General features: G+C 66.8%; 14 protein-coding genes and 1 pseudogene. 13 read left to right on the forward strand and 2 right to left on the reverse strand.

Annotated features, from left to right (window positions below; genetic code table 11):
* Positions 1 to 15 precede the first annotated feature (15 nt).
* The 7 genes from GQF42_RS25990 to tuf all read left to right on the forward strand — a co-directional run bounded on the left by GQF42_RS25990 (position 16) and on the right by tuf (position 9,865).
* Entirely contained in the window at positions 16 to 3,915 is a 3,900-nt protein-coding gene (locus tag GQF42_RS25990) for a DNA-directed RNA polymerase subunit beta' (protein ID WP_158923744.1), read from the forward strand.
* 120 nt (positions 3,916 to 4,035) lie between these two features.
* On the forward strand, positions 4,036 to 4,794 hold the full coding sequence (locus GQF42_RS25995) for a hypothetical protein (RefSeq protein ID WP_158923746.1): 759 nt from the start codon (positions 4,036 to 4,038) through the stop codon (positions 4,792 to 4,794).
* A gap of 15 nt (positions 4,795 to 4,809) precedes the next feature.
* Positions 4,810 to 5,220, forward strand: a complete 411-nt coding sequence (locus GQF42_RS26000) for a hypothetical protein (protein WP_158923748.1) — start codon at positions 4,810 to 4,812, stop codon at positions 5,218 to 5,220.
* Between the two features lie 282 nt (positions 5,221 to 5,502).
* On the forward strand, positions 5,503 to 5,874 hold the full coding sequence (gene rpsL / locus GQF42_RS26005; protein ID WP_003948652.1) for a 30S ribosomal protein S12: 372 nt from the start codon (positions 5,503 to 5,505) through the stop codon (positions 5,872 to 5,874).
* Positions 5,875 to 5,876: 2 nt separating this feature from the next.
* Positions 5,877 to 6,347 carry a 30S ribosomal protein S7 gene (gene rpsG, locus GQF42_RS26010; protein ID WP_003992340.1) on the forward strand — a complete coding sequence of 157 codons (471 nt, stop codon included), beginning with the start codon at positions 5,877 to 5,879 and terminating at the stop codon, positions 6,345 to 6,347.
* Between the two features lie 39 nt (positions 6,348 to 6,386).
* Positions 6,387 to 8,513 carry an elongation factor G gene (gene fusA, locus GQF42_RS26015; protein ID WP_158923750.1) on the forward strand — a complete coding sequence of 709 codons (2,127 nt, stop codon included), beginning with the start codon at positions 6,387 to 6,389 and terminating at the stop codon, positions 8,511 to 8,513.
* A 158-nt stretch (positions 8,514 to 8,671) separates the two neighbouring features.
* Positions 8,672 to 9,865: an elongation factor Tu gene (tuf, locus tag GQF42_RS26020; protein WP_158923752.1), complete on the forward strand. Its 1,194-nt coding sequence runs from the start codon at positions 8,672 to 8,674 to the stop codon at positions 9,863 to 9,865.
* A gap of 206 nt (positions 9,866 to 10,071) precedes the next feature.
* On the opposite strand, the pseudogene GQF42_RS46090 reads toward tuf, so the two are convergent.
* Together GQF42_RS46090 and GQF42_RS26025 are read right to left on the reverse strand one after the other, a co-directional pair.
* Positions 10,072 to 10,547, reverse strand: a pseudogene (locus tag GQF42_RS46090) (helix-turn-helix domain-containing protein); the annotation flags it as partial.
* Positions 10,548 to 10,686: 139 nt separating this feature from the next.
* On the reverse strand, positions 10,687 to 11,217 hold the full coding sequence (locus tag GQF42_RS26025; RefSeq protein ID WP_233273466.1) for an ATP-binding protein: 531 nt from the start codon (positions 11,215 to 11,217) through the stop codon (positions 10,687 to 10,689).
* Between the two features lie 140 nt (positions 11,218 to 11,357).
* Between GQF42_RS26025 and GQF42_RS26030 the strand changes: the two genes are divergently transcribed.
* The 6 genes from GQF42_RS26030 to GQF42_RS26055 all read left to right on the forward strand — a co-directional run bounded on the left by GQF42_RS26030 (position 11,358) and on the right by GQF42_RS26055 (position 16,398).
* Positions 11,358 to 12,203, forward strand: a complete 846-nt coding sequence (locus GQF42_RS26030; RefSeq protein WP_158923756.1) for a helix-turn-helix domain-containing protein — start codon at positions 11,358 to 11,360, stop codon at positions 12,201 to 12,203.
* Entirely contained in the window at positions 12,200 to 12,403 is a 204-nt protein-coding gene (locus GQF42_RS26035) for a DUF397 domain-containing protein (RefSeq protein WP_158923758.1), read from the forward strand. The genes GQF42_RS26030 and GQF42_RS26035 overlap by 4 nt, the downstream gene beginning before the upstream one ends.
* Positions 12,404 to 12,480: 77 nt before the next feature.
* Positions 12,481 to 12,981 carry a hypothetical protein gene (locus GQF42_RS26040; RefSeq protein WP_199272800.1) on the forward strand — a complete coding sequence of 167 codons (501 nt, stop codon included), beginning with the start codon at positions 12,481 to 12,483 and terminating at the stop codon, positions 12,979 to 12,981.
* 153 nt (positions 12,982 to 13,134) lie between these two features.
* Positions 13,135 to 13,458: a hypothetical protein gene (locus GQF42_RS26045; RefSeq protein ID WP_158923760.1), complete on the forward strand. Its 324-nt coding sequence runs from the start codon at positions 13,135 to 13,137 to the stop codon at positions 13,456 to 13,458.
* A 143-nt stretch (positions 13,459 to 13,601) separates the two neighbouring features.
* Positions 13,602 to 14,057, forward strand: a complete 456-nt coding sequence (locus GQF42_RS45025; RefSeq protein ID WP_199272801.1) for a hypothetical protein — start codon at positions 13,602 to 13,604, stop codon at positions 14,055 to 14,057.
* 46 nt (positions 14,058 to 14,103) lie between these two features.
* Positions 14,104 to 16,398: a hypothetical protein gene (locus tag GQF42_RS26055; RefSeq protein ID WP_158923762.1), complete on the forward strand. Its 2,295-nt coding sequence runs from the start codon at positions 14,104 to 14,106 to the stop codon at positions 16,396 to 16,398.
* Positions 16,399 to 16,425 lie beyond the last annotated feature (27 nt).

Genomic DNA, 16,425 nt, shown 5'->3' on the forward strand with positions numbered 1-16,425 from the left:
AGGGATTGACGCATAGTGCTCGACGTCAACTTCTTCGACGAGCTCCGGATCGGTCTGGCCACCGCTGACGACATCCGTCAGTGGAGCCACGGCGAGGTCAAGAAGCCCGAGACCATCAACTACCGCACCCTGAAGCCCGAAAAGGACGGACTCTTCTGCGAGAAGATCTTCGGTCCGACCCGGGACTGGGAGTGCTACTGCGGCAAGTACAAGCGCGTCCGCTTCAAGGGCATCATCTGCGAACGCTGTGGCGTCGAGGTCACGCGTGCCAAGGTGCGCCGTGAGCGGATGGGCCACATTGAGCTGGCCGCCCCCGTCACCCACATCTGGTACTTCAAGGGTGTCCCGAGCCGTCTGGGCTACCTGCTCGACCTGGCTCCCAAGGACCTCGAGAAGGTCATCTACTTCGCGGCGTACATGATCACGTACGTCGACGAGGAGCGCCGTACCCGCGACCTGCCCTCCCTGGAGGCGCACGTCTCGGTCGAGCGCCAGCAGATCGAGAACCGTCGCGACGCCGACCTGGAAGGCCGCGCCAAGAAGCTCGAGGCGGACCTCGCCGAGCTGGAGGCCGAGGGCGCCAAGGCCGACGTGCGCCGCAAGGTGCGCGAGGGTGCCGAGCGTGAGATGAAGCAGCTGCGCGACCGCGCGCAGCGCGAGATCGACCGCCTCGACGAGGTGTGGAACCGGTTCAAGAACCTCAAGGTCCAGGACCTGGAGGGCGACGAGCTGCTCTACCGCGAGCTGCGTGACCGCTTCGGCACGTACTTCGACGGCTCGATGGGTGCCGCGGCGCTGCAGAAGCGCCTGGAGTCCTTCGACCTCGACGAGGAGGCCGAGAGGCTCCGCGAGATCATCCGCACCGGCAAGGGCCAGAAGAAGACCCGTGCCCTCAAGCGGCTGAAGGTCGTCTCGGCGTTCCTGCAGACGTCCAACAGCCCCAAGGGCATGGTCCTGGACTGCGTCCCGGTCATCCCGCCGGACCTGCGTCCGATGGTGCAGCTGGACGGTGGCCGCTTCGCGACCTCCGACCTGAACGACCTGTACCGCCGTGTCATCAACCGCAACAACCGCCTCAAGCGGCTTCTCGACCTCGGTGCGCCCGAGATCATCGTGAACAACGAGAAGCGCATGCTCCAGGAGGCCGTCGACGCGCTCTTCGACAACGGCCGTCGTGGTCGCCCGGTCACGGGCCCCGGCAACCGTCCGCTGAAGTCGCTGTCCGACATGCTCAAGGGCAAGCAGGGTCGATTCCGTCAGAACCTGCTCGGCAAGCGAGTCGACTACTCGGCGCGTTCCGTCATCGTCGTCGGCCCGCAGCTCAAGCTGCACCAGTGCGGTCTGCCGAAGGCCATGGCGCTGGAGCTGTTCAAGCCGTTCGTGATGAAGCGCCTGGTCGACCTGAACCACGCGCAGAACATCAAGTCCGCCAAGCGCATGGTGGAGCGCGGTCGCACCGTCGTGTACGACGTCCTCGAAGAGGTCATCGCCGAGCACCCGGTGCTGCTGAACCGTGCGCCCACCCTGCACCGCCTCGGCATCCAGGCCTTCGAGCCGCAGCTGGTCGAGGGCAAGGCCATCCAGATCCACCCGCTCGTCTGCACCGCGTTCAACGCGGACTTCGACGGTGACCAGATGGCCGTGCACCTGCCGCTGTCCGCGGAGGCGCAGGCCGAGGCCCGCATCCTGATGCTGTCCTCGAACAACATCCTCAAGCCGGCCGACGGCCGTCCGGTGACGATGCCGACCCAGGACATGGTTCTCGGTCTGTTCTTCCTCACCACCGACGGCGAGATGCGCAACGTCAAGGGCGAGGGCCGTTCGTTCGCGTCCGTGGCCGAGGCGATCATGGCGTTCGACGCCGGCGAGCTGTCGCTGCAGTCGCGCGTGGACATCCGCTTCCCGGTGGGCACCATCCCGCCGCGCGGCTGGACCCCGCCGGCCCGCGAGGAGGGCGAGCCGGAGTGGCAGCAGGGTGACAGCTTCCGCCTGAACACCACCCTGGGCCGCGCGCTCTTCAACGAGCTGCTGCCCGAGGACTACCCGTTCGTCGACTACGAGGTCGGCAAGAAGCAGCTCTCCGAGATCGTCAACGACCTCGCCGAGCGCTACCCGAAGGTCATCGTGGCGGCGACGCTCGACAACCTGAAGGCGGCCGGCTTCTACTGGGCCACCCGTTCCGGCGTCACCGTGGCCATCTCCGACGTCGTCGTCCCCGACGCGAAGAAGGAGATCGTCAAGGGCTACGAGGCCCAGGACGAGAGGGTCCAGAAGCAGTACGAGCGCGGCCTGATCACCAAGGAAGAGCGCACCCAGGAACTCATCGCGATCTGGACCAAGGCGACCAACGAGGTGGCCGAGGCGATGAACGCGAACTTCCCGAAGACCAACCCGGTCTCGATGATGGTGAACTCGGGTGCACGAGGCAACATGATGCAGATGCGTCAGATTGCCGGTATGCGTGGTCTGGTGTCGAACGCGAAGAACGAGACGATCCCGCGTCCGATCAAGGCGTCCTTCCGTGAGGGCCTGTCCGTGCTGGAGTACTTCATCTCCACCCACGGTGCCCGTAAGGGTCTGGCGGACACCGCTCTGCGTACCGCCGACTCGGGTTACCTCACCCGTCGTCTGGTCGACGTCTCCCAGGACGTCATCATTCGCGAGGAGGACTGCGGCACCGAGCGCGGCCTCAAGCTCCGGATCGCGGAGCGGGGCGCGGACGGCGTGCTGCGCAAGGCGGACGACGTCGAGACGTCCGTGTACGCGCGCTGCCTCGCCGAGGACATCGTGGTCGACGGCCAGGTCCTGGCCCCGGCCGGCACCGACCTCGGTGACGTCCTCATGGACGAGCTGGTCGCCCGTGGCGTCGAGGAGGTCAAGACCCGCTCGGTCCTGACCTGCGAGTCCGCCGTCGGCACCTGCGCGATGTGCTACGGCCGTTCGCTGGCCACCGGCAAGCTGGTGGACATCGGCGAGGCGGTCGGCATCATCGCCGCCCAGTCCATCGGTGAGCCCGGTACCCAGCTGACGATGCGTACCTTCCACACCGGTGGTGTGGCCGGTGACGACATCACCCAGGGTCTGCCGCGTGTCGTCGAGCTCTTCGAGGCCCGTACGCCCAAGGGTGTCGCCCCGATCTCCGAGGCCTCCGGCCGTATCCGGATCGAGGAGACCGAGAAGACGAAGAAGATCGTCGTCACGCCGGACGACGGCAGCGACGAGACGGCGTTCCCGATCTCGAAGCGCGCCAAGGTCCTGGTCCGCGAGGGCGACCACGTCGAGGTGGGCCAGCAGCTCACCGTGGGTGCCACCAACCCGCACGACGTGCTGCGCATCCTGGGTCAGCGTGCCGTCCAGGTCCACCTGGTCGGCGAGGTCCAGAAGGTGTACAACTCGCAGGGTGTGTCGATCCACGACAAGCACATCGAGATCATCATCCGGCAGATGCTGCGCCGTGTGACGATCATCGAGTCCGGCGACGCCGAGCTGCTGCCCGGCGAGCTGGTCGAGCGCTCGAAGTTCGAGACCGAGAACCGTCGTGTGGTCCAGGAGGGCGGTCACCCGGCCTCCGGTCGTCCGCAGCTGATGGGTATCACCAAGGCCTCGCTGGCGACGGAGTCCTGGCTGTCGGCCGCCTCCTTCCAGGAGACGACCCGAGTGCTGACGGACGCGGCGATCAACGCCAAGTCCGACAGCCTCATCGGCCTCAAGGAGAACGTCATCATCGGTAAGCTCATCCCGGCCGGTACGGGCCTGTCCCGCTACCGCAACATCCGGGTCGAGCCGACCGAGGAGGCCAAGGCCGCGATGTACTCGGCCGTCGGCTACGACGACATCGACTACTCGCCGTTCGGCACGGGCTCCGGCCAGGCCGTTCCGCTGGAGGACTACGACTACGGTCCGTACAACCAGTAAGCGAGCAGCTTGAGTTGAAGGGCGGTCACCCTGACGGGGGTGGCCGCCCTTCGGCGTGTTCGGTCACTATGATCCGCATGGGTCAAGTGGTCGACAGGTCAAGGGCATTGGGGGGATCCGATGGAGACGGCTCGGGTGTTCTTCGGCTTGGCGGCCGCCCTTGTTGTGCCGTTGGGCCTGGACTGGCAACGCTCACGACCCGGCCCGGCGGCTCTGGTGGTACTCATCTGCAGTACGTACGCGGTCTTTCCCTACATGGACCGTGTACGGCCGTGGGCCGCGCTCTGTGCCACTGCGCTGGTCGCCCTGGGGGTGAGCTTCTGGCAGCGCTCCGAGGACCCGTGGCGCTCCGGATTCCCCGACATACGGGCCTGGGTGTCCGGCCCGCTTGTCGCGCCCAGGCGGCTGGGTCTGGCCGTGCTCGCGGCGGCACTGCTCCTGTCGGCCTGGACCGCCGGCGAGCGGACGACCTCCCTGCTGCAGAAGTTCCTGGAAAGTGACCGCGCAGCTGTCATCGTCTCTGCATGGCTCATCGCGGTCTTCGGCGGAGGCATGCTGGCGAAGAGTGCCACGAAACCGGTACGGCATGAGATAGAGGCGTTGGAAGAGGGCCCTCAACGCTCGGCCGCGATGGAATTCATGAATGGCGGGCCGACCATCGGGAGACTGGAACGTGGGCTCCTGTTCGCGTTCCTCGCGGCAGGTCGGCCGGAGGCCGCCGCCCTGGTTCTCGCGGCCAAGTCGCTGGCGCGAGTTCCGAGTGCCGAGCACGGCAAGCATGCCTCCGAGTACTTTCTGATCGGTACGCTGGCCAGTGTCATAGCAGCGTTGACGATGAGCATGGCTGCACGCTCGGCGGTCGGGCTGCCTGTCCTCTAGGAGCGGGGAGATGCCTTGGAGCTGGACGGGCACCCTCTGATTCGCGAACTGCGCTCGCTCGAGCTGCCTGCCGCCGACTATGTGGTGGCAGGCAGTGGCCCGCTCCTCGCGCACGGCCTGCGCAGCGTCGTCCACGATCTCGACATCGTCGCCCGAGGGGATGCCTGGAAGGCCGCCCTGCGGCTCGGGACCCCGGAAACGCCGCCTTCCGGGAGCGGATGCCTCGTGTCGCTGTTCGATGGCGACATAGAAGTCTTCGACCGTTGGCTCCCGGGGTCTCCCGGCCCCGACGAGATGATCGAGGCGGCGGAATGGGTGCAGGGGATTCCGTTCTCGCCGCTTCGTGACGTCCTGACCTGGAAGGAAGGGCTGGGCAGGCAGAAGGATCAACAAGATGTCAAGTTGATCCGTGACTACCTGGCGTAGTCGCGGGAGTGAATGCCGGCCCTGTTCACGCCCGGCGTGTCGGTGCGCACCCCATTTGTTTTGACCACAGCGAATGAGGTAGGTACGCTCAGACCTTGTGCCTGGGGTGTGCCCTGGCTCTCGTGCGTGCCTTGAAACCGCATGGCGAGCCGCGATCGGCCACCGTAATCTGCGCCCTTTTCGCCTTGCGGCAAGGTCTGCGGGATTCGACACACCCGACCGCGTGGGTCGGCGACGTTCCAGGTTAGCTGTACTCATCGGCACACAGAAACCGGAGAAGTAGTGCCTACGATCCAGCAGCTGGTCCGTAAGGGCCGGCAGGACAAGGTCGAGAAGAACAAGACGCCCGCACTCGAGGGTTCCCCTCAGCGTCGTGGCGTCTGCACGCGTGTGTTCACGACCACCCCGAAGAAGCCGAACTCGGCCCTGCGTAAGGTCGCGCGTGTGCGTCTGACCAGCGGGATCGAGGTCACCGCTTACATTCCGGGTGAGGGACACAACCTGCAGGAGCACTCCATCGTGCTCGTGCGCGGCGGCCGTGTGAAGGACCTGCCGGGTGTTCGCTACAAGATCATCCGCGGCTCGCTCGACACCCAGGGTGTCAAGAACCGCAAGCAGGCCCGCAGCCGCTACGGCGCCAAGAAGGAGAAGTAAGAATGCCTCGTAAGGGCCCCGCCCCGAAGCGCCCGGTCATCATCGACCCGGTCTACGGTTCTCCTCTGGTGACCTCCCTGATCAACAAGGTGCTGCTGAACGGCAAGCGCTCCACCGCCGAGCGCATCGTCTACGGCGCCATGGAGGGTCTGCGTGAGAAGACGGGCAACGACCCGATCATCACGCTGAAGCGCGCGCTGGAGAACATCAAGCCGACCCTCGAGGTCAAGTCCCGCCGTGTCGGTGGTGCGACGTACCAGGTTCCGATCGAGGTCAAGCCCGGTCGTGCCAACACGCTCGCGCTGCGCTGGCTCGTCGGTTACTCCCGCGCCCGTCGCGAGAAGACCATGACCGAGCGTCTGCTCAACGAGCTTCTCGACGCCTCCAACGGCCTCGGTGCCGCTGTGAAGAAGCGCGAGGACACGCACAAGATGGCCGAGTCCAACAAGGCCTTCGCGCACTACCGCTGGTAGTCGCTACCCACATCGAGACCGAGAGAAGACTGAAGCCTTATGGCTACCACTTCACTTGACCTGGCCAAGGTCCGCAACATCGGGATCATGGCCCACATCGACGCGGGCAAGACGACCACCACCGAGCGGATCCTGTTCTACACCGGTGTGTCGTACAAGATCGGTGAGGTCCACGACGGTGCTGCCACCATGGACTGGATGGAGCAGGAGCAGGAGCGTGGCATCACGATCACCTCTGCTGCCACCACCTGTCACTGGCCGCTGGAAGACGTCGACCACACCATCAACATCATCGACACCCCGGGTCACGTCGACTTCACCGTCGAGGTGGAGCGCTCCCTGCGCGTGCTCGACGGTGCCGTGACGGTGTTCGACGGCGTCGCCGGTGTGGAGCCGCAGTCCGAGACGGTGTGGCGTCAGGCGGACCGCTACGGCGTTCCGCGTATCTGCTTCGTCAACAAGCTCGACCGCACCGGTGCCGAGTTCCACCGCTGCGTCGACATGATCTCTGACCGCCTGGGCGCTCAGCCGATCGTGATGCAGCTGCCGATCGGTGCCGAGGCCGACTTCAAGGGCGTCGTCGACCTGGTGACGATGAAGGCCCTGGTCTGGTCCGCCGAGGCCACCAAGGGCGAGATGTACGACATCGTCGACATCCCGGACACGCACACCGAGGCTGCCGAGGAGTACCGCGGCAAGCTCATCGAGACCGTGGCCGAGAACGACGAAGAGATCATGGAGCTGTACCTGGAGGGCCAGGAGCCGTCCGTGGAGCAGCTGTACGCCGCGATCCGTCGTATCACCATCGCCTCCGGCAAGTCCGACGGCACCACGGTCACCCCGGTGTTCTGCGGTACCGCGTTCAAGAACAAGGGTGTGCAGCCCCTGCTCGACGCGGTCGTGCGCTACCTGCCGTCGCCGGTCGACATCGAGGCCATCGAGGGCCACGACGTCAAGGACCCCGAGGTCGTCGTCAAGCGCAAGCCGTCCGACGACGAGCCGCTGTCGGCGCTGGCGTTCAAGATCATGAGCGACCCGCACCTCGGCAAGCTCACCTTCGTCCGGGTTTACTCGGGCCGCCTGGAGTCCGGCTCTTCGGTGCTGAACTCCGTCAAGGGCAAGAAGGAGCGCATCGGCAAGATCTACCGCATGCACGCCAACAAGCGTGAGGAGATCGAGTCGGTGGGCGCCGGCGACATCGTCGCCGTCATGGGCCTGAAGCAGACCACCACCGGTGAGACGCTGTCCGACGACAAGAACCCGGTCATCCTGGAGTCCATGGACTTCCCGGCGCCGGTCATCCAGGTCGCCATCGAGCCCAAGTCGAAGGGTGACCAGGAGAAGCTGGGCGTCGCGATCCAGCGCCTGGCCGAGGAGGACCCGTCCTTCCAGGTCCACTCGGACGAGGAGACCGGCCAGACCATCATCGGTGGTATGGGTGAGCTGCACCTCGAGGTGCTGGTCGACCGTATGCGCCGTGAGTTCAAGGTCGAGGCCAACGTCGGTAAGCCGCAGGTTGCCTACCGTGAGACGATCCGCAAGGCCGTCGAGCGTGTCGACTACACCCACAAGAAGCAGACCGGTGGTACCGGTCAGTTCGCCAAGGTGCAGATCGCGATCGAGCCCATCGAGGGCGGCGACGCCTCGTACGAGTTCGTGAACAAGGTGACCGGTGGTCGCATCCCGAAGGAGTACATCCCTTCGGTCGACGCCGGTGCGCAGGAGGCCATGCAGTTCGGCATCCTCGCCGGTTACGAGATGACCGGCGTGCGCGTCATCCTGATCGACGGCGGCTACCACGAGGTCGACTCCTCCGAGCTGGCCTTCAAGATCGCCGGTTCGCAGGCCTTCAAGGAGGCCGCGCGCAAGGCCAGCCCCGTGCTGCTCGAGCCGATGATGGCCGTTGAGGTCACCACGCCCGAGGACTACATGGGTGAGGTCATCGGCGACATCAACTCCCGCCGTGGCCAGATCCAGGCCATGGAGGAGCGGGCCGGTGCCCGCGTCGTGAAGGGCCTCGTGCCCCTCTCGGAGATGTTCGGTTACGTCGGCGACCTGCGCAGCAAGACGTCCGGCCGTGCGAGCTACTCCATGCAGTTCGACTCCTACGCCGAGGTTCCGCGGAACGTCGCCGAGGAGATCATCGCGAAGGCCAAGGGCGAGTAACGCACCGCGTTCACACGCCTTAGGCTTGACTCCGGAGCCTCCCGGGGTATTCCGCCGCAATCGCGGACGGAATGCCCCCGGGTTCCGGGCCTTTTCAGCAAAGATCACCTGGCGCCGATGAAGTAAGGCGTACAGAACCACTCCACAGGAGGACCCCAGTGGCGAAGGCGAAGTTCGAGCGGACTAAGCCGCACGTCAACATCGGCACCATCGGTCACATCGACCACGGTAAGACGACCCTCACGGCCGCCATTACCAAGGTGCTGCACGACGCGTACCCGGACCTGAACGAGGCCTCGGCCTTCGACCAGATCGACAAGGCTCCCGAAGAGCGCCAGCGCGGTATCACCATCTCCATCGCGCACGTCGAGTACCAGACGGAGACGCGTCACTACGCCCACGTCGACTGCCCCGGTCACGCGGACTACATCAAGAACATGATCACGGGTGCGGCGCAGATGGACGGCGCCATCCTCGTGGTCGCCGCCACCGACGGCCCGATGCCGCAGACCAAGGAGCACGTGCTCCTGGCCCGCCAGGTCGGCGTTCCGTACATCGTCGTTGCCCTGAACAAGGCCGACATGGTGGACGACGAGGAGATCCTGGAGCTCGTCGAGCTCGAGGTCCGTGAGCTGCTCTCCGAGTACGAGTTCCCGGGCGACGACGTTCCGGTCGTCAAGGTCTCCGCGCTCAAGGCGCTCGAGGGCGACAAGGAGTGGGGCCAGTCGGTCCTGGACCTGATGGCCGCCGTCGACGAGGCGATCCCGCAGCCCGAGCGTGACGTCGACAAGCCGTTCCTGATGCCGATCGAGGACGTCTTCACGATCACCGGTCGTGGCACCGTCGTCACCGGTCGTATCGAGCGTGGTGTCCTGAAGGTCAACGAGACCGTCGACATCATCGGCATCAAGACCGAGAAGACCACCACCACGGTCACCGGCATCGAGATGTTCCGCAAGCTGCTCGACGAGGGCCAGGCCGGTGAGAACGTCGGTCTGCTGCTCCGCGGCATCAAGCGCGAGGACGTCGAGCGCGGCCAGGTCATCATCAAGCCGGGCTCGGTCACCCCGCACACCGAGTTCGAGGCCCAGGCCTACATCCTGTCCAAGGACGAGGGTGGCCGCCACACGCCGTTCTTCAACAACTACCGCCCGCAGTTCTACTTCCGTACCACGGACGTGACCGGCGTGGTGACCCTCCCCGAGGGCACCGAGATGGTCATGCCGGGCGACAACACCTCCATGACCGTCTCGCTGATCCAGCCGGTCGCCATGGAGGAGGGCCTGAAGTTCGCCATCCGTGAGGGTGGTCGCACCGTGGGCGCCGGCCAGGTCGTCAAGATCAACAAGTAAGTTCCGGCTTGCTTGAGGGTCGCTTGACCTGACGGTCCCCGGACCCAAGGGCCAGACCTGAGAAGAGGCCCGTACGACTTCGGTCGTACGGGCCTCTTCCGTATGTCGGCAGCAGGTGGTCCAAGGGGCAGCCGTGGAGCGGCAGACCCTCCGTCGAGATCGTCCAGTCGGCGATCGTGACGTCCTCGCCGTAGAGGAAGTCCTTGCGGGCGGGGGGCCGGCGGCAGCGCCCTGCGGCGTTCCTGCTTCTTGCGCTTGCGGGGCGCGGCCCTGGGCTCGTGGTCGTCCCTGCGGGCCCAGGGCTGGTTGCAGGAGACCGTGCGGGTGACGATACGGCCGCCGGACACGCGGGTCCGTTCACGGCGCGGGTAGCCGTGGGTCTCCAGCTCGCGCAGGGCGGCGGCGATGCGGGTCGCGCCCTCGGGGAAGCGGGCGGTGAGGGTCTTGATGTCGACCCGGGCGCCGGGCGGCAGGGACTGGATGTGCACGCCGAGCCCGATGGCGAGCCCCGACAGCTCCGGATGCTGGGCCAGGTGGTTGCCGATGACCGTGAAGCGGGCGGTGTGACGGGTGTTGTCGTGGACGAGTCCGCCGACGCCGCTGCGGGGACCCCGGTTCGGGTGCTTGTTGGTGCAGCGGGGGACCGGGCGTGCGGGGGCGCGCTAATGTGCTGGGCGTCCATCAGGAAGTTGTGACCTTCCTCGGTGGTCAGGCCCTCGCAACGGGATGCCCGTCCCTGCGAGGGCCGTCGCATGTCTGCGGCTGTCTGCGCCGAACGTAAGGCAGGCAACAGGCCTGAAATCCAGTTGAGTTGGTGATGTTCACCCTCGTGGGTGAGTTTGCGCCGCGGGCGGGAGGGGTGGGGCTTGGTCGGGTTCTTTCACCCTGGTCTTTCCTTGCAAAAGACCGCCCGTCGCACCGGAGCGCGGGCGGCCGGGTTCCGGTGCCTCCCGCACCGGGACGGTGATCTCGGCCCAGACGGTCTTGCGCGGGGTGGGTCCCTCCGCCACTCCCCAGCGGTCGGCGAGCGCGTCCACGAGGAGCAGTCCGCGACCGGATTCGGCGTCGGGGGCGACGGGGTGGACGCCCGGCAGACAGTCACCGCGTGTGTCGGTCACCTCGATGCGGAGCGTGGCGCCGACGACGTACAGCGTGAGCCGGAAGTCCCTGCCGGGTACCCTGCCGTGGCTCGCGGCGTTGGCGGCCAGCTCGGCCACGATGTGCTCCGCGTCCTCCAACGGGATGCCCCAGTCGCGGAGTTGTGTGGCGGCGAGCAGTCGGGCCAGCCGGGCGCCGCGGGGTGTGGGGGACAGCAGCGCCGTGAAGTTGGGGATGGGGGATTCTTGGTTCACGTCACTCAGCGTGGCCGCAATTGCTTCCATGAGTGAGCGGCAACGCCTCTGCGTACGGTGACTGTCCCCGCTTTGTCTCGGCTGTCTCGGCTGTCTCGGGCGTTGTACGGGTACGGGTGCGCGTCGGAGGAGGAGGAGTCATGGGCGACGGTGTGGACGAGGCGGGCTGGGACGTCGAGCCGGGGGACGAGATCGAGCCGGTGGTGCAGGCGGTGGGGCGGCTGCTCAGGGTGTGCCGCGAGGCGGCGGGTGTGAGCGTGCCCGAGCTGGCGGCCGACCTCGGCTACGGCGAGGACATGATCCGCAAGATCGAGCGCGGGGCACGGATTCCCCGGCCGGAGGCCCTGGACAAGGCGGACCAGATCCTGAAGGCGCAGGGGCACTTGAAGGCCTTCATGGAGGACATGCGGAAGGCCCGGTATCCCAAGAAGGTGCGGGAGCTGGCGGAGTTGGAAGGGCGGGCGGTGGAGATGTTGCTGTACAGCAACCACAACATCCATGGTCTGCTGCAGACAGAGGAGTACGCGCGAGCGCTGCTTCGCACCTGGCGTCCGGCCTACTCACTGGACGAGTTGGAGCGCATGGTGGCCGGTCGCATGGCTCGGAAGTCCGTCTTCGAGCGTTCGCCCGCACCGGAGTTCAGCTTCGTCCAAGAAGAGGTGACGCTGCGCCGCCCGGTCGGAGACACAATGGTGTTGCGCCGACAGCTCGAACACATGCTGGAGGTTGCCCGGTTGCCGTTCGTGGAGCTTCAGGTGATGCCGACCACCCGCGCGAACCATCCTGGAACAGGGGGCCGGATCCAGGTGCTGAAGTTCGTGGACGGTACGGGGATGGGGCGTACCGACGGCGACTTTGCGGGCCGTCCGGTATCGGACCCCAGGCAGCTCCGAGTCCTTGACCTGCGCTATGGCATCATCCGGGCTCAGGCGCTCACGCCAGAGGAGTCTCTGGTCTTCATCGAGCAAACGCTGGGAGAACTATGAGCACCCCGGAACTCCACTGGTTCAAGAGCAGCTACAGCGACAGCAGCAACGGCAATGACTGCGTCGAGGTAGCCGTCGAAGTCCCCACCACCATCCACATCCGCGACTCCAAGAACCCCACCGGACCCCAACTCGCCCTCGCGCCGCAGGCCTGGGCGGAGTTCGTGGGTTCGCGTCTGGCAGTCCTCCTGGCGCAGTAGCCGGGCGCCTCCGTATGGCGAGCATGTCGTCCTGTGTGCCGATGTGCGGGCGTCCTCGCGTGAGCATGATGGAACCCATGCAGAAGATCAACGCGTCGCCCGACGTACCGCGTTGGGCCGTCCTCGCCGCCCACAGCGTGCCCCTCGTCACCCTGCCGTCCGGCCTGTGGCGGATCGCCCAGGTCACCGGGCTGCCGGTGGCCGCACAGTTGGGCCGGGACGGTCGCGAGGTGGTAGTGGCCGTCACGCTGACCTTGATGACCGAAGGTCTCGCCCTGCTCACACTCGGACTGGTGCGGCCCTGGGGCGAGATGGCACCCCGCTGGCTCCCGTTCATCGGCGGACGGCGCGTGCATACGCTCGCGGCGGTGGTACCGGCGCTGCTCGGGGCCGCGGTGCTGGGCACGCTCGGGACCTGGTTCGCCTGTACCCAGGCGGCAGGCCTGATCGGGCGGGTCGCGCAGACGTCGGCCCAACAGGCGCTTCTCGTGGTCTGCTACGTCCCGTTGCTGGCCTGGGCGCCGCTTCTGGCTGCCACGACGGTCGCGTACTACCGGCGCAGGACGAGTGCGCTCTGAGTTTCGAGGGCACCCAGAAGCTGACGGGACGTGGGGCGCTCGCCCGACCCCGCCGGTTCGATCACGGCTTACACACAGTTCGGCGCACCCTCTGTGCACGGTCCGCACCGGCAAATAACACGCGCGCGGCAGGAGCCGTCCGCGCGGGCGCGGATGGCGACCCGTCGGCTGCAGGCGGTGCCGGACCAGGCGGTCGAGGGCGGCGGCCGGCGACGATGGCGGCGCAAGCGGGCACAGGAGCGGCCTGCTCACCCGGGCAAGTGGAACGCGACCGAGGGCAAGCTCAACATCCGGACGGCCGACAGCGAGTTCTTCAACAGCGCGTGCGGCGTCCACGACGGCCATTGCCACCCGGACTTCCCGGACGGCACCCCCACGGGCACCCCGGCCACGGGGCCGGCCGTCGACCCGTACGACCGCAGCAAGTCCCTGACGGACGAGCACCAGAGGGGCTGCGGGGCGGTCACCCGTACCTGATCGAAGTGGTCCCGGCCCCGGCGCTGCCCGCCACTCCCCTGAAGTAAAGGAAGCGCCAAGGCGAGAACCTGAACTGCCCGTAAAATCCCGCCCGTTGCTAGCGTGACGCGGGCACGCCAGAGCAGCAGACGGGGGTTGGCAGCATGGCTGAAAGCAGCGGTGACGGCGCCGTGGGAATGCGGCTCAATCACTTGGCGGACGGGCCGGGCGGTGGCGACCCGTTCGGAGGCGGACCACTGGGCGGGGGCCGGCCGAGCCTCGCGTCCTCGCCCGCCGAGAAAACGAACGCGGCGAACACCCTGCACAACGACATCGAGCCCGCCACCAGGACGGCGGGTGCCTGGGCGGACGACGAGACGGGCGCCGTGGTGAAGGCGTTCGACGCGAAGGACGGGCACGGCTGGCTCACCTCGGGTGCCGTCGGCAAGATGCACGCGACCTGGGGCGAGCAGGTCCAGCACCTCATGAGCCAGCTGTCGGGAGACGAGTCTGCCCTCCGGGCCAACAACACGTTTCTGACCGGCACGGACTTCGGAGTGAGTGACACGACGCGCAAGGTGTCGGTGTTCGACAGGTACTCACTGCCGCCGGGGCAGTGACAGACAGCCGAGCCCTTTCGCCCGCCACCAGAATCAACGGGGACCCATGCCGACGTACCACGAGATCCTGACGACCGACCTGTCCGCACTCACCACGGCCGCCGACCGCTGGGACGGCATGGCCGGGGAACTCCACAAGCAGGAGACCGCGTACCAGCGGGACGTGCACGGGATCACTCTGAGCCCCCAGTTCGTGGGGGAGAGCCAGCAGGCGGCCAACGCGCGCTTCAGCATCAGGCTTACCGAGTACCAGAACGCCCAGACCGAGGCCAAGGCCATCGCCGCGCTGCTGCGTGAGGCGAACACCCAGTTCGTGGCCCTGCGCAAGAAGCTGGAGTCGGCGCGGGACGAGGCGATCGCCGCCGGCATGAAGGTGTCGGACCAGGGCCTGGTCTCGTACGACACCGGGAAGCTCAGCCAGGGCGACCGGCAGGAACTCGCGCACGACCCCGACTACCAGGACAGCGTCCGCAAGTCCGTCGCCTCCTCACAGGCCCGCATCGACCAGTGCGTGCAGGACGTGAACGATGCCGACAAGGGCGTAGAGGTGGCCTTGACCGCCGTCGTGAAGGGCCCTGACCTGGGCTTCGGCCAGGTCCCCGACTTCAATGGCAAGGCGCAGGGGAGCATCGAGAAGTACGAGGCGGACGAGACCAAGGACATCGCCCAGCGCGTCAACTCCGGTACGGCCTCGCCGGCCGACTACCAGGAACTGCAGCGCGTCTTCCGCGACAGCGCCGGCGACAAGGTACTCAGCCAGACCGTGCTGGACGACCTGGGCGCCAAGGGCACCCTGGACCTCTCCAACACCCTTGACGGCCTCGCCTACCACAGCGACAGGCAGCACAGCGGGCAGTACCTGGACATCCAGAAGAGCCTCGCCATGACGCTGGCGACCGCGACGCAGGACCCGAACTCGGACTTCTACAAGAACTTCCGCGCCGACATGCAGAAGGCCGGCACCGAGCAGTTCAAGGTCGACGGCCTCAGCCCCATCCCGGACGAGAAGGTTCGCGGCTACCAGAGCCTCGTCACGCTGATGCAGCAGGGCCACGGCTACAACGGGCAGTTCCTGGAGGACACCGCCGACGACATCCGGCACGCGGAGGAGTCGTACGCGGCCAAGGGCAACCTGCAGTCCATCTGGGCGCTGCGGGACAAGTTCAGCGGCAAGGACCGGGGCTGGTTCGCCAACGATCCCCTCGACGGCGTGCTCGGGATCATGTCCCAGGACCCCAAGACCAGCACCGCGTATCTGGACCCGGCCCACAGCGACAACCTGAACTACCTGATGCACAACCGGGACTGGAACACCGTCGTCGACCACTTCGCGACGCCGCCCGGCGGCACCACGGTCGGCATGCCGGTCATGGCGGAGGACGGCGACAGCCGCACGGGCTTCGGCGCAGCCCTGGAAGCCGCGGCTACGGGGCATCCGCCGCTCACCTCGGGTCAGGATCCATGGCCTGAGGCGCACCACGATGAGGCCCAGACCCGGGTCATGGCCGACGTCCTCGACCAGCTCAAGCCGAGCACCGGTACGAACGCGCCCGTTCCCGCGAATCTGCGGCAGCCGATCGCCGACGCGCTTGGTGAGTACGCCTCGGACACGCACAACATCCTGGCCGGGGTGGACTCCCACTACATCACGAGCAGCAACATCGACGGCTCGGTCAGCGACGGGCACGGCTACTTCACCGACGGGCACGGCGTCCACCTGTCGGTCGACCCGAAGACCCTCACCCAGGTCATGCGCGGGCTCTCCGACGACCCCTCCGCCTACGCGACGCTCCAGAAGGCCGAGGACCGGCACATCAACTACGAGATGGACCAGCTGCCGAAGGGCGCCCTCCACCAGGACATCAACGCGAAATTCGAGAACTTCGGAGCGGTGCGCGGAACCTACAGCGTCATCCAGGAAGACATCATCAACGACGACCGCATGAGCAAGTACGCGGCCGCCGACTGGAAGGCCAAGGTCGCCTACCACGTGATCGGCGGCGCGCTGACCCCGCTGTACTTCACGGCCGGCGCGGAGGGCCCCAGCATCGCCTACGGCGACGCCTTGCAGCGTGGCGTGGACACGGTGACCTGGGACATGGACAACCAGTGGAAGGCGCAAGCGGACAACGAGGCCAACGCCAAGGTCGCCGACACCTTCCTGTCCGCGAACAAGGACCTGCCGCTGATGGTCAACGGCTGGGCGGAGGGGCGGTCGGACATCGACATGAACGACCCCACGACCCAGACGCGGATCGCGGACCTGACCACGGCGGCGCTCGACGGCCAGACCCGCGGTATCACGAATGCCAGGAACTATCTGGTCGACACCACGAACTGACTCGCACCGGGCCCCACAGGAAGCAGA

Source organism: Streptomyces broussonetiae, assembly GCF_009796285.1.
In the GTDB taxonomy this organism is placed as follows: Bacteria; Actinomycetota; Actinomycetes; order Streptomycetales; family Streptomycetaceae; genus Streptomyces; species Streptomyces broussonetiae.

Excerpts from the sequence above, each read along its gene's own strand:
- GQF42_RS25995 (WP_158923746.1), top strand. The coding sequence starts at position 4,036 with ATGGAGACGGCTCGGGTGTTCTTCGGCTTGGCGGCCGCCCTTGTTGTG.
- rpsG (WP_003992340.1), top strand. The coding sequence starts at position 5,877 with ATGCCTCGTAAGGGCCCCGCCCCGAAGCGCCCGGTCATCATCGACCCG.
- fusA (WP_158923750.1), top strand. The coding sequence starts at position 6,387 with ATGGCTACCACTTCACTTGACCTGGCCAAGGTCCGCAACATCGGGATC.
- GQF42_RS26030 (WP_158923756.1), top strand. The coding sequence starts at position 11,358 with ATGGGCGACGGTGTGGACGAGGCGGGCTGGGACGTCGAGCCGGGGGAC.
- GQF42_RS26035 (WP_158923758.1), top strand. The coding sequence starts at position 12,200 with ATGAGCACCCCGGAACTCCACTGGTTCAAGAGCAGCTACAGCGACAGC.
- GQF42_RS26040 (WP_199272800.1), top strand. The coding sequence starts at position 12,481 with ATGCAGAAGATCAACGCGTCGCCCGACGTACCGCGTTGGGCCGTCCTC.
- GQF42_RS26045 (WP_158923760.1), top strand. The coding sequence starts at position 13,135 with ATGGCGACCCGTCGGCTGCAGGCGGTGCCGGACCAGGCGGTCGAGGGC.
- GQF42_RS45025 (WP_199272801.1), top strand. The coding sequence starts at position 13,602 with ATGGCTGAAAGCAGCGGTGACGGCGCCGTGGGAATGCGGCTCAATCAC.
- GQF42_RS26055 (WP_158923762.1), top strand. The coding sequence starts at position 14,104 with ATGCCGACGTACCACGAGATCCTGACGACCGACCTGTCCGCACTCACC.